Source organism: Candidatus Methanoperedens sp. (assembly GCA_027460535.1).
Classification (GTDB): Archaea; Halobacteriota; Methanosarcinia; order Methanosarcinales; family Methanoperedenaceae; genus Methanoperedens.
Genome location: JAPZAR010000022.1, coordinates 37,875 through 50,968 on the forward strand (window position 1 = coordinate 37,875; position 13,094 = coordinate 50,968).

Sequence of the window (13,094 nt, forward strand, 5' to 3'; positions counted from 1 at the left end):
TCTGGATTATTGCGCACCCGTCTCGGTCAGCAGGAAATCGCAATAAGTGCCCTCACTTCTTGACCTGTGCTTTCGCAGTGTTGCTCTTCTCTTTGACGTTCCTGATCTTTCAAGCAGGATAATAGCCTTTGAAAGATGCTCTAATGCGTTACCTCCGATAGGCAGGAGTTCACCCGAGGTAACATCCTTGTAGACCTGGTTCGTGATCACAACAGCTACCCCGTATTTTCTGGCTATCCCATGGAGCAGTCCAATCTGGTTCACAAGCTCGCGTCGAATTGCCACATTTTCTTCATTTGAGTCGTCAGTTGTCAATCCCAACCTGTAGAAAAGAGCAGCAGAGTCCAGAATGATCAACCCTATCTTCTCATTGATTATTTTTTCAAGATCAACAATAGCCGAGTATTGCTGGTCGAGACTTGCGGGTTCGTATATGATTATGTCGCCAGCTATCTTTTTTGCATCATCCCCGGCTATCTGCCTGAACCGTTCCGCAGAAAAACCTTCCGTATCTATGAAAATGACCTTTTTTCCGCTCTTTACAGTTTCGATTGCTAGCTGTATGCAGATATTGGTCTTGCCTGTGCCCGAAGCGCCATACAACTGCGTGACTATCCCGCTCTCAAATCCCCCGCCAAGAAGCTCGTCAACGCATTTGCATCCGCAGGGAATTCTCTCCATTTTTTTTATGTTATTCACTCCTTTTTCAGTAATATCCTTTCACATATATCCTTTATTGCCTCGACTGCTGCCCCGCCTTGCTCTATCGGCGCAATATTTTCCATATCGGATTGGATAAGAGTACTATCGTATGGAATGACACCCAGTACCGGAATACCATATTTATCAAGCTTGTCTTCGATATCTTTTACTTCTTTTCCTGCTTTATTTATGACAATCCCGAATTTTTTGATATCGATCTGCCTTGCAAGTTCCACTATCCTTCCGGCGGTCTCTATCGATCTTGCCCCGGGTTCCACCACTATGATCATCATATCTATCCCTTTCGTGGTACCTCGCCCGAGATGCTCGACACCAGCCTCCATATCCAGGATCACCACGCTGTTCATTTTCAGGATCACATGTCGAAGAAGGGCCTTTAAAAAAGAGCTGGCGGGGCACATACATCCGCTCCCACCTCTTTCGATCGTGCCAAGTACAAGAAGTTTTACATTATCAGGCCCGATTACCCCGAATCTCGACACTATGTCGTCCACCATCGGATTTAATTTGAATACCCCTGCAGGGCCTCCAGCTCGCTCATCTATGAGTTCCTTGAATTCGGTCAGGGGCAAAGGCGGATTTTTTATTCCGAGCGCAGAGGCAAGGTTCATGCTGGGGTCGGCGTCAATGGCAAGCACATCGTACCCTTTTCCTGCAAGTAATCGTGCAAGCGTGCCCGAAAGCGTGGTCTTCCCGACGCCCCCTTTTCCTGAGATTGCTATCTTGATCATAATGCATCAATAAAATCTACGTCTATAATATCATCTATCGTTATTACGGCACCCTGCCCTTTTGAGGCTTGCCCCGGATTCACGACAAGCGTCCCGTTCACATTAACTGACCCTCGGGCTTCATGGATATGTCCGCAAACTACGAGGTCAAATCTTCCCAGGAACCTCGCTAATGTTTCACAGCCAACATTTCCGACAGGCAATTTATCTGTTGTATTTAGCGGAGGGGCATGTGACACCAGAATAACCCTGTTGTTTCCTTTTAATCTGCTCAATAATGTGCCTATGCATTCGCCAATTTTCTTTTCGGAGAGTTCAAAAGGCGTATTAAAAGGCGTAGGATTTGAGCCGCCCAGACCGATAAAAGTCAAATCGCCAAAATTGTGGCTTGAATTATGGAGGTTTATGGCATTCTCTTCCAGGATTTTTAGGATTGAGGGGTTGTCGCAGTTCCCGGGCACTGCTAAAACCGGTTCCTTGAACATTTTCAACAGTTCAAGCGCATCCTCATCCGGTCCGAAATCCGTTAAGTCGCCTGCGATAAGCACGGCATCAATATCCCCGGCCTTGTTGCGAAGAGCTCCGACATGAGAATAATCGCCGTGAAAGTCTGATAGTGCCAGAAGTTTCATAGGATACCATTGTTATTTTTCTGAAAGTATTCCAGGAGTCTATTCAAGGCTCTGGAACCCCGCTATAGATGATATTCTGACCCTTGCCTCTGATAATAGCATAGCACCGTTTCTGCATAATTATGATACAACACTTACCTGAACAGTATTAAATCTTGTCCGTTTTCGGCGAGAAACCCGACGACGGGACGTTGAACTATGATTTCGTCCATGGCTGAATCTATTCAGTCTATTCGTTCATCCAGTGCTCCCCTTCGCTGTCGTGAACGCATATGGTCCCTTTTCCTCCAGGCTTGAACCCCCTGAACCTTTCAATAAGTTTAATAGATTCTTTGATCTCAATGATATATCGCTCTTTCAGCGGGCCCGCTAATTTCCTACTTTCTTTATCACTAATATCGCCACCTATTCCTTCGCATTCAGAGACCATCAGGCGCCCATCCAGCAAATAGAAAGGATAGGTCTGACAGATATACGGCCTGCTTTCATAGATCTCGCATAAACCCTTTATCAAGAAAATACAATCCCCTTTGCTCCTTAGAATCCATTCAAAAGTGTGGATATTTCCATCCGCATCCCTGTCTTCTGAAGGTGTGGGGATTACAATATCTTCAGGCTTCATCCCCGTTTTCCTGCATATTTGCCGTATTTCGAATGGAAAGACGGCCACAGTATTATCACCGTATTCCACTCTGCAACAACGGGCGCATCCCTGGCACTTGAACCCAATGGCTTCTATTTCATCCGCAAGGCGAATCTCATCCATTTTAAGAGCTTCGTCAAGGGCCCTTTTCAGGTGACCTAATCTATCCTTCATTGTTTTCCAGTAATACTATCCAATTTACACGCTGTCAGGGTGGTCGAATGAGAAGAACTATTAGCTCAATAGTTTTTTTATGATCATCCCATTTTCTTGGCAGCAAGTTCTATTGCCGCTATCAGGCTGTCCCTTGGCATGATCGTAGCAACAGGTATGCGGAGCACCTTTTCGACCGTTGTGCTCACTATTGGCGCGCATACAAGCGCTTTCGCCCCGTCCCTTTCTGCTTTGATCGCGGCAACGATGGCATCTTCCATTGAGGTAGCCGAGTATTCCCGGATCGTCAGGAGCTTGCCTCCGACCTTTAGTTTTTTCTCGCTGATGTAATCAAGCACAGGACGGGCTGCGATTACAGCTATGAACTCTGTCTTTTGTGTCCCTTCCAGTTTCCTGAGAACCGAGACGATCTGCCTGAGAGTCTTGATATTGGGCTCCCGGTGTCCGGACAATAATTTATAGATGGTGCTTGGGGGTATGCCTGATTTTTCACTGAATTCAGCGGCTGTGATGCGCAGTTCGTCTTTAATTATCCTTCCAAATTCCCTGATAAAAGCCTCATCCGATTCAATAGCCGCTCTTATGAGGTCATCTGCTGTCATCTTATCACGATCGTATATACTGAATTTATTATTAATACATTTGGGTTATTGCAGGTATATATAAGGAAACGTTTAATATTGCGTTTGTAAAGATAATATTAATTATTAAAGAGGAAAATCATGAAAAGTTCATTAATGATCCTACTTTTCCTTATTCTGGCAGTGTTCACAGCCGGATGCGTTGAAAGTAATAAAGTCCAGGAACAGCCCATCAACCTCGTGAAAATGGGCGGACAGGATGTGGTGCAGCGATTGGGGACCGGTGAAATTGCAGGGTTCATATACTGGGAACCCTACCCCTCGATAGCTATAACCAAAGGATACGGGAAAGCCCTGTTATACTCAGGCAACATATGGGCAGGACATCCCTGCTGTGTAGTCGCATACAATTATAACTGGCATAAGAACACGAAAAATGCAGATGAGATACTCAAAAGGGTCGCACTGATACAACTGAGATCGGTAGATTATATCAATAAAGCTAAGAGCCCGGCTTCGCCGGACCATGAGGAATTGATAAACTTTTCAATGGAATTCGGAGGGCTCACAGACCGCAAGGCTGCGAACATGAGCATCAACGATGTGGAATTCGTGTACAGGAACGATATACCGGGAGATACCGACTTTATCAAGAGGATACAGGATTTTGGTATTTTTGATCCGGCAAAATGGAACCAGTCAGGATATAAGAACGCATCCGATTACGCAAATTCACTGGTTGCCAGCCAGTATGTTGAATGGGCAGAACAGAATAAAAATACGAATCTCACCGATATAGCACTGAAAGAGCCGGTCACTATCCGTTACGGCTATCTCATCAATGATATTCATGAATTGCCTTTCTACGTGGCCTGGAAGAAAGGCTGGTATAAGGATGCAGGAATAAATATAACTCTTGCAGAAGGAGCCCCTTTCCAGAATGGAGCATTCGAGATGCAGAAAGGCTTTAAAGCCGGCACAGTGGATGTTGGCAGCCTGGGCATACCACCGGTCATCATTCACAGGATAAACAGCAATGATTTCACCATAGACGATGCCCGCGTGGGCGTGATAGCCGGTATGAACGACGAAGGTTCGGTGATCGTGGTAGCCAATAATATTACATCAATGAAAGATCTGAGGGGAAAGACCGTTGGATACCCGGGGCCGGGTACGATCCAGCATGTTCTTTTCCTGATGGCGGCTGATAAAGAAGGAATTAAGGTAGCTACCTGATGAAAGCAGGTTCTGGCGGAAAAGGATTAATCATTAATATCCTTTCCCTTATCGGTTTCTTGCTGCTGTGGTATGTCCTGGTCATACTGGCAAGGAATGATATTTTCAACATCCCGTTCATGCGCCTGCGGGATGTGCCGACCCCGCTTGAAACATGGTATGCGCTCATAGGTTCGTTATTCACAAGGATTTACGGTCCATCCTTTACGTATGGTATCCTTGAACATACGGGCGCCAGTCTTCAGCGGGTTATAGAGGGAGGGATCATTGCTTTTATAGTAGGGGTCCCGTTAGGTATCGGCGTAGGATATTCAAAGCTGGTAGGCAATATCCTTAATCCCATAATCGAAATCGTACGCAACATGCCGCCCATGGCATGGATACCTCTTGCAATATTCATACTTGTGACAGGTGGTTCGATCTTCATCGTTTTTATTGGAATGGTTTTCCCCATAATCCTCAATACGGTATATGGGGTAAAATCTACCGACCCAAGATTGATCGACGCAGCGAAGACGCTCGGTGCATCGGAATCAAAAATTGTGACAATGGTGGTCATACCTTCAGCCCTCCCATCCATAATAGCCGGTCTGCGTATCGGATTGGGTGTGGGATGGATGGCCATCGTGGCAGCTGAAATGGTTATCAGAAGCCCGATCGGTCTTGGTTATTTCATCTGGAACATGGGGGACCTCGGGCGGTATGCCGAAATGGTAGCTGGAATGATCGTGATCGGGGTGATCGGATACCTGATGAATGGCAGCATAATCCTTTTTCAGAAGAGGTTCATTAAATGGGTAGATTGATATTGGAAAAGGTATCCAAGAGGTTCAATAATTTCCTTGCGGTTGATGATCTGAATTTTGAGGTCAGGGATGGAGAGTTCGTATGCCTCCTGGGTCCAAGCGGATGCGGCAAAACCACGATCCTGCGAATGGCTGCAGGACTTGATTCCCCGACTGAAGGAGAGATGCATCTCGATGGGAAAAAAATCGTGGGCGCCAATAAGGACTGCGGTTTCGTGTTCCAGGAATATGCGCTTTTCCCATGGAGGACGGCAAGAGGTAATATCGAGTTCGGGCCGCAGGTGAAAGGATTATCAAAAGATGAATGTGAGCAGATTTCACGGCATTATATAGACCTTGTAGGGTTGAATGGGTTTGAGAATCATTATCCTCATGAACTTTCAGGAGGAATGAAACAGAGGGTAGGAATAGCGCGGGCGTATGCAAATAAACCCAAGCTCTTATTGATGGATGAACCTTTTGGGGCTCTCGATGCCCAGACAAGGAATATCATGCAGGGGGAGCTTCTCAGGATATGGGAGAACGAGCACATAAGCGTACTGTTCGTAACGCACAGCGTTGACGAAGCGGTTTACCTTGCCGACAGGGTGATAGTGCTGTCGGCCCGCCCCGGCATGGTAAAGGAGATTTTTGATATCTCTCTTCCTCGTCCAAGAATACGGACAGGCATGGAAGCCAATATCATGCGTGATCTTATACTCAAATCGCTTGGCGCGGAAATAAGCAGGGCTATTGCGATAAATCCGCCGTAAAACAAAACCGAAATGATTAATAGTTGTTAATTAATCTTAGTCGGGCGTGAGAGAATTAAGCGGGTGTGAAACGGCAGTATCGCCGGTTATCGGCGTGTCTCTGCTCGTGGGTTTGACGGTCATAATGGCTTCAATTATCGCTTTATCCGTATTAAGTGTTTCAGGGTTATATCCTTCCAAGATCCCGCCGGAAGCCAGGATCTTAGCGACGGAAGCAAAAGGTGACCTGGATACACTATATAAGAATTGCATAGTGTTAAGACACAGGGGTGGAGATTTTCTTTATGAGAACAATACTAGAATTATCATTGCAGGGAAGGGTTATACATATTCAGGAAGCGACCCTTACCTCTCGGCAAAGGACATGGTTGTTACTTACAGGGACATTTCAGGGGATAATTACGGTGGCGTAGATGGGAATAATACTGGGGAAATAGTGGATGGGGTTTCCTGGGATGCCGGCGAAAGTATATCATTATGCGGATCGGATGGACGGAACATAGGCAGCCCTTTAGAGAATGTGGACCAGGGCAATACAGTTGACAGTAAATGGAAATTGGAAGCAGGCTCAACGGTTTCAATTACGGTCGTAGATACTCAAACAAACCAGATAATAGCCTTTTCGCAACTTGTAGTTAAACCCGGCTAAGTCCTATCAGTATCCTCGCTTCCGCACTGCGGGCATGGGATCGGGACAAAGTTCGGGTCTGCCTCAAAGACAAAGCCGCACACCATACACCTGAAGAACACAGCAGACTGGTTGACCTCTTCTTCCATATATTATATATATAATATCTTAACTTAAAATAAATTTTTCGCCATCCACGAAAACAAGGGGTTTCAGGATTATGCCATCAAGATGTATTCCGGCGATCACATCTCCGCCAAATGTACTGTTATCCTCCATGGCAATATGCACGGTACCACCCACCTTTTCATCCTCAAGCACATTGCCGATAAGACGCGCTTGCGGGTTGATACCTATGCCGAATTCAGCTATATTGCGTCCTTTTTTCCCTACTGGATCAAGGATAGCGTTCAATTTTTCTGCATACTTACCTCTGATATCCGTCACATACCTGTTGTTGACCGAAATTTCAAGAGGTGAATCAAGGATGCCAAGGCCGCTCATGGAACCATCGACCACAAAAACGCCATTCGCATCCTTTGGGGCGATATAGAGCTCCCCGGCAGGAAGATTGCTATGGCATCCTTTTTCCTTGCACAAGCCCGTGTCCATCATCCAGGTGCATCCCTCTACGTTAAATACAATATCCGTGCCCGATTCGGTAACAACCCTTACCTTTCGGGCATTTTCAAGCTGCTTATTCAATCCAATTGCTATATCGTTTATCTGGTTATAATCTGCTGTGATTCCTCCTTCTATCATCATTTTCTCCGTTATTCCAGGCATTGAAGCGATCCTCGCACCCGCCTTACAGGCATTGATCTTAGCCTGGGTGTGGGTGAGAGAAAAGGTGGTTGGGGCGATCACCACATCAGCATTCTTCATGGCTTCTCCGATAACAACAGGCGGCTCTTCCCCGTGGCGGGTCCTTGGAAGCATTTTCATGAGCATAACCTCGCAGCCGAGAGTTTTAGCAGCTTCGAAAAGGCTTGTGGCTATAGATTCCGGGGTTAATGTATCCACTATGATCAGGACGCTCTCCTCTCTTTTTACGCCATAGCATTCCATTACCTTAAGTGCGCCTTGTTGTATCATTTTTGACCTCCGCGGAGCCTATGAAAATACCCTTGATTATTAATCTGCGTTTATCTATGTTTATCCGCGGTTTTTATCAAACTGTCCTAGGGTCTTTGATCTCTCCGTAAAGCGCGCTCGCCGCCGCAGTTGCCGGGGATGAGAGATACACAAAGGCATCTGGGCTTCCCTGCCTTCCTTTGAAATTCCTGTTCGATGTTGACAGCCCGACCTCGCCTTTGCCAAGTAGGCCGAAAGAACCACCCATGCAAGGTCCGCAGCATGGCGATTCAACTATGGCCCCGGCTTCCATGAACTGCTCGACATATCCGGCCCTTAGAGTTTTCACATACTCGGTATGAGAGGCGGGTATTATCAATAGGCGAACACCCTTTGCGACTTTTTCACCTTTCATTAGCTTGGCGACTATTTCCATATCTTCGAACCTCCCATTGGTGCATGAACCCACGAAGACCTGATCCACCTTTGTTCCCTCCACCTCTTCCACTGATTTCACATTATCCACATTATGCGGGCATGCTACCTGTGGCGGCAGGTCGGAAATATCGTATTCCCCGGTCTCTGCGAAATTTGCCTCAGTATCGCTCTTCCACCGCGGATCGAGTTTAAAATCCTTCACCCTTTCACGGAGATATTTCTCAGTTATCCTGTCAGCCTCCACGATACCGGCTTTCCCGCCCATCTCAATGGCCATATTGCACATGGTCATCCTCCCCGGGATATCCATATTTCTCACTGCTGAACCGCAGAACTCCGCTGTCTTATATCTTGCCCCTTCAGCCCCCACATCGCCTATGAGATGCAGAATGATATCCTTGGGATATACACACCTGGGAAGCTTCCCATTAACTTCAAACCTGAAAGTCTCAGGCACGCGGAACCAGAGCTTGCCTGTGGCAAAAACGAACGCCATGTCAGTGCTGCCAATACCTGTGGAGAAGGCCCCGAGGGCGCCATAAGCGCATGTATGCGAATCTGAACCAACAATGAGGTCGCCCGGTCTGACATGTCCTTTCTCCGGCATAACCTGGTGACAAACGCCTTCAAACACATCATAATTCAGGATCCCCTGCTCTTTTGCGAACTCGCGCAGAAAAATGTGGTTTGCGGCTGCATTCAGTGAATCCGCCGGCACCTGGTGATCAAAAAGGATCACGATCTTTTCAGGGTCCCATACTTTCTGCTTTTTTTTCCCTTTTACGATCTCCCGGAAACCTTCGACAGCGAGAGGGCCGGTAATGTCGTGTGTCATGGCACAGTCAATATTGGCAAGTACAAAATCTCCCGCATTTACTTTCTTACCGGAAGCTTTCGTGAAGATCTTTTCTGAAACCGTTTGAGGCATAAGCCTCATGATAGCATGAAATTATTTAATCCTTTGGCATTAAAGCAGGGGTGTGCCGGCCATCAGGGTTCCTGCCAGGTATCCCAGGATCACGCCGCCGTTGAGGAACGGCAGACCTGCCTGGGGTTTGCCTTTCATAACGAACGTCATAAGCACCGCAAAACCCACGAAAGTCCCGATAACAGCCCCGATCGCGGGCAAATTAACTTGTCCGATAAGCGGGAGTGTTGTTGCCGCGACAAAGTGGTAGGCGGATACAACGAGCAATGTAGGCATCACTGCATCCCCCAGCCCCATAAAGAAAGCCTCTCGTTCCTCTTTATCAAACTTTTCGGTGAGAAAGGAATATTTCCAGTGCTTAGGTATAACTAGCAAAATGGGAAGTCTCAGGTCCATAACGCCTTCTGCAAGCGCAATCATATGCTTTGTCCTGTACACCGCTATATAGTCATAAATAGCAAGCAGAACAAGCAAAAGCAATGTTGGACCGATAGCAAGGGAAATTCCGAACATCGAAGCTGCGCCTGCACCGATTATCACCCCGACGATATCAATCACGTACCATTCAGGGAATTTATAGAGAACAATAGTAAGACTTATGGAAAGTACAATGGTTAGAAGGAAATTGATGCCCGGAGTCAGCAAAGAGGAGAAAAGAGCATAGAAAACATAAAACAGGGTTGAAACAACTGTTAGGAAGATGAAAGCCTGGATTACCCATTTTTTTTTCATCCTGATGATAAGAAAAATGAATGCAGTAAAAATGAGGATTATAGCGATCCACAAAATAACGTTGCTTGTAGCTTCAGGGTTGGAAAATGCCCTGAAGTCATTCCTGTCCAGAGGTTCGCTCAATGCGACCGCAATCAACTGAACAAGGAGAAGCACGAATCCCATGCCAATGAACGGAATATAGTTTGTTAATTTCAAATTTATCTCCACGCATAATACGGGAGGAAGTTTTTAAAAGTTTGCACAGAAAATCCCGGTCAGAATCTTAGTTTTTCTCCACCTGCGTTTGCTTGGAGATATTTTCAATTGTACATATCATGCCGTTGAACTTCCCATCCTTGATCCGGGGAATGAACCAGCCGGAATAATATTTCGTCCCTGCCTTGGCAGAAACAAAAGGAACGGCTTCGTAAGAGAAAGGCTGTAACGTTTCCCTTGCTTTCAGATAATATGGCTTGACAAATTTCAGAAAGTCCACATCCGTCGAGCCCACAATTTGCAATGGCGTAATCCCTATCGCCTCCATGCCTTTATTTGCATATACAATGACATCACTGCTGTCTGTCACCCATACACCTGTGATGATGCCCTCCAGAACACTTTCGTAGAATTCTCTGCTTTTCCTTAATTGCATCTCCATATTATGTTTGTATAGAGCTATCTCAATATTGATCTTCAGTTCCCTTTCTTTGAATGGTTTGATAATATACCCAAAAGGATCTGTTATCTTTGCCCGTTCAAGGATTTTTTCATCGGAATAAGCGGTGAGATACACCACAGGGATATCGAAACGGGAATGTATCTGAGTTGCCGCTTGAATCCCGTCCATTTCGCCGCGAAGCATGATATCCATCAGCACCAGATCCGGCCTATATTTTTCGGCTTTTTCAATAGCCTCTGGCCCATAAGACTCTATTGCAGGAACATCGTATCCTAGACTCTGTAAGCTCCTTCGTATATCTTCAGCAACAATGACTTCATCCTCAACAACAAGTATCCGAGTTTTTACCATTTATTTCACATCCATGAATTTAATTTGGAATTCAGTTCCCTTGCTTCGTTCCAGATTGATTTCACCACGAAGTTGGTTTTCTGCAAGAATCGTAACCATTCGCATGCCCCAGGAGTTGGTTTTTCTAAAGTCCATTTCTGCAGGAATCCCAATACCATTATCACGCACGACCAATTCCATATTATTTTCCGCGGTTGGGTGGAGCGATATTTTAATTTCACCCTTCTTGCCGTCAGGAAACGCGTATTTCAATGAATTACTGACCAGTTCGTTGATAATCAATCCGCATGGGACAGCGGAATTGATCCCAAGCAAGACATTTTTAGCATCAATATTCATTTCAACTTGGCCTGTATTGACATCATAGGACTTAAGCAAGCCGTTCACCAGATCCGTGATATATTCATTTGCATCAATTTTAGTCAAATCGTTTGATTGGTAGAGTTTCTCATGTATCAAAGACATGGTTGCTATCCGGTTCTGGCTCTCATTATACATATCTTTATATTTCTTCTCAGGAATATAACTGGATTGTAGCCTCAACAGGCTTGATATTATCTGCATATTGTTCTTGACCCTGTGGTGAATCTCCCTCATAAGCACTTCTTTTTCCCTGAGAGAGGCTTTCATTTGTTCTTCTGCCCGCCGCCGCTCGGTGTTATCCCTGAAGATGCCTGAGAGTCCATTCACATTCTGATTCGTGTCCCTCAGAGGCGAAATGGTCATGCTTACGTCTATTTTGGCTCCATCTTTGCACTCAAGCAACATCTCAATACCCGTGACAGGCCCTCCGGATATTGCATTACCGACGATCTGATGGTTCTCTGCCTGCAATTTCTGATCAAACGCCAAAGGCGAGAATTTATTTCCAAGCATTTCCTCCGCCTTCCATCCAAAGAACCTCTCTGCGCTTCGATTCCATGAAGTAACTCTGTCTTGGAGATCGGTCGTTATGATTGCATCATTGGCATTATCGAACAGGTTTCTGTACCTTTCTTCAGCTTCAAGTACGCGCTTTTCACCGCTCCTGGCCAGATTTTCATAGGGTATCTCAATAGACGACCTGAATAGACCGAGATATGAAAAATAGAAACCTGCAGCTTCAAGCAAAGCGCCTGGATAAACATAAAAGAGATATACTAAATAACCGGAAGCAAGAAGAACAAAACCGTATATCAGGCATATCAGGTTCTTATGCCCCGTTTCCTGAAACCTCGCATAGTATAAATAGCCGGCGTATAAAATAATTAATGAAATTATACTGAGGAAAAGAGTCTTTTCCATGGTAGGACTGCCATCAAGATGAGTCATTACAGGTATATACTCCGGATGTAAACCGGTAATAAGTGACATGAAAGATAATACTATTACAGATGCAAAAAGAACAGATTTATTCGTTAACCATTTGAGAGTATCTTTATAGATATACGCGCTCACAAGAAACAGGATTGCAGAGATCAGGCGAGCTTCGATCCAGAAAATTTCTGCCTTATGCGGCGAGTTGGAGGTGATGAAATCGGGCATGAATGGAAGCGAAAGAAAATAGTAAAGGTCAATGAGCCCAATAACGAAAAAAGCCCACCCCATGAAAAGGGAGTGGTTATCCTTGCTCCTGTGATACACAAACCATATCATCACAAAGATGGAAAAAGAAAGGACAAGGGGTAATAGCTCTGTTGATATCAGGAAATAATCACGGAGTAGTCCTGGACCAACTTTGAATTCTTCAAGGAAATACCCAATCAAGAAAACGGACAAAATGATTGTCAATAACTTCAGACCATAGTTGGTTTTGACCATTCGTACCCGTTACTTAAATTGTTTTAGAAGATATTTATATTTTTCTGTTGATTTTGGCTAATGTTCTCGTTTAATTTGTTTTAATGACGCAAGCTTTACAACATCTGGCGTTATTTTTCCCAATGATGGCTGTTTATTTATGCATCTTGATTGTCGATTTTGGTTGGCGTCTTCAAATCCTCTATCAGTAGCATAAATACCGGT

At 45.3% G+C, this 13,094-nt stretch carries 15 protein-coding genes; 4 read left to right on the plus strand and 11 right to left on the minus strand.

The window, feature by feature from the left end:
• Positions 1-6: 6 nt before the first annotated feature.
• The 5 genes from radB to O8C65_09005 form a co-directional block, all read right to left on the minus strand.
• Positions 7-699: a DNA repair and recombination protein RadB gene (gene radB / locus O8C65_08985; GenBank protein ID MCZ7357056.1), complete on the minus strand. Its 693-nt coding sequence runs from the start codon at positions 697-699 to the stop codon at positions 7-9.
• Positions 696-1,454, minus strand: coding sequence for an AAA family ATPase (locus tag O8C65_08990; protein ID MCZ7357057.1), 759 nt, complete (start codon positions 1,452-1,454; stop codon positions 696-698). The genes radB and O8C65_08990 overlap by 4 nt, the downstream gene beginning before the upstream one ends.
• Positions 1,451-2,086: a metallophosphoesterase gene (locus tag O8C65_08995; protein MCZ7357058.1), complete on the minus strand. Its 636-nt coding sequence runs from the start codon at positions 2,084-2,086 to the stop codon at positions 1,451-1,453. The genes O8C65_08990 and O8C65_08995 overlap by 4 nt, the downstream gene beginning before the upstream one ends.
• Positions 2,087-2,315: 229 nt before the next feature.
• The gene (locus O8C65_09000) at positions 2,316-2,903 is read right to left on the minus strand and encodes a YkgJ family cysteine cluster protein (GenBank protein ID MCZ7357059.1); all 588 of its coding nucleotides are present in this window, start codon (positions 2,901-2,903) and stop codon (positions 2,316-2,318) included.
• A gap of 83 nt (positions 2,904-2,986) precedes the next feature.
• A complete protein-coding gene (locus O8C65_09005; GenBank protein ID MCZ7357060.1) occupies positions 2,987-3,505 on the minus strand; it encodes a helix-turn-helix domain-containing protein in 519 nt (172 codons plus the stop codon).
• Positions 3,506-3,625: 120 nt separating this feature from the next.
• On the opposite strand from O8C65_09005, the gene O8C65_09010 reads away from it, so the two are divergent.
• Genes O8C65_09010 through O8C65_09025 form a run of 4 tightly spaced genes read left to right on the plus strand, consistent with a single transcriptional unit; the run spans position 3,626 to position 6,927 of the window.
• On the plus strand, positions 3,626-4,720 hold the full coding sequence (locus O8C65_09010) for an ABC transporter substrate-binding protein (GenBank protein MCZ7357061.1): 1,095 nt from the start codon (positions 3,626-3,628) through the stop codon (positions 4,718-4,720).
• Complete coding sequence (locus tag O8C65_09015; protein MCZ7357062.1) at positions 4,720-5,526, plus strand: ABC transporter permease; 807 nt, start codon at positions 4,720-4,722, stop codon at positions 5,524-5,526. The genes O8C65_09010 and O8C65_09015 overlap by 1 nt, the downstream gene beginning before the upstream one ends.
• Positions 5,514-6,278 carry an ABC transporter ATP-binding protein gene (locus tag O8C65_09020; protein MCZ7357063.1) on the plus strand — a complete coding sequence of 255 codons (765 nt, stop codon included), beginning with the start codon at positions 5,514-5,516 and terminating at the stop codon, positions 6,276-6,278. The genes O8C65_09015 and O8C65_09020 overlap by 13 nt, the downstream gene beginning before the upstream one ends.
• 46 nt (positions 6,279-6,324) lie before the next feature.
• The gene (locus tag O8C65_09025) at positions 6,325-6,927 is read left to right on the plus strand and encodes a type IV pilin N-terminal domain-containing protein (protein MCZ7357064.1); all 603 of its coding nucleotides are present in this window, start codon (positions 6,325-6,327) and stop codon (positions 6,925-6,927) included.
• On the opposite strand, the gene O8C65_09030 is transcribed toward O8C65_09025, so the two are convergent.
• The 6 genes from O8C65_09030 to O8C65_09055 form a co-directional block, all read right to left on the minus strand.
• The gene (locus O8C65_09030) at positions 6,924-7,055 is read right to left on the minus strand and encodes a hypothetical protein (protein ID MCZ7357065.1); all 132 of its coding nucleotides are present in this window, start codon (positions 7,053-7,055) and stop codon (positions 6,924-6,926) included. The two genes, O8C65_09025 and O8C65_09030, sit on opposite strands and share 4 nt — an antisense overlap.
• Positions 7,056-7,074: 19 nt before the next feature.
• Positions 7,075-8,001, minus strand: coding sequence for an aminopeptidase (locus O8C65_09035; GenBank protein ID MCZ7357066.1), 927 nt, complete (start codon positions 7,999-8,001; stop codon positions 7,075-7,077).
• 76 nt (positions 8,002-8,077) lie between these two features.
• Entirely contained in the window at positions 8,078-9,346 is a 1,269-nt protein-coding gene (locus tag O8C65_09040) for a 3-isopropylmalate dehydratase large subunit (protein ID MCZ7357067.1), read from the minus strand.
• Positions 9,347-9,385: 39 nt separating this feature from the next.
• Entirely contained in the window at positions 9,386-10,276 is an 891-nt protein-coding gene (locus O8C65_09045; protein ID MCZ7357068.1) for a presenilin family intramembrane aspartyl protease, read from the minus strand.
• Positions 10,277-10,343: 67 nt separating this feature from the next.
• On the minus strand, positions 10,344-11,090 hold the full coding sequence (locus O8C65_09050; GenBank protein ID MCZ7357069.1) for a response regulator: 747 nt from the start codon (positions 11,088-11,090) through the stop codon (positions 10,344-10,346).
• A complete protein-coding gene (locus O8C65_09055) occupies positions 11,091-12,890 on the minus strand; it encodes a PAS domain S-box protein (GenBank protein MCZ7357070.1) in 1,800 nt (599 codons plus the stop codon).
• Between the last annotated feature and the right edge of the window lie 204 nt (positions 12,891-13,094).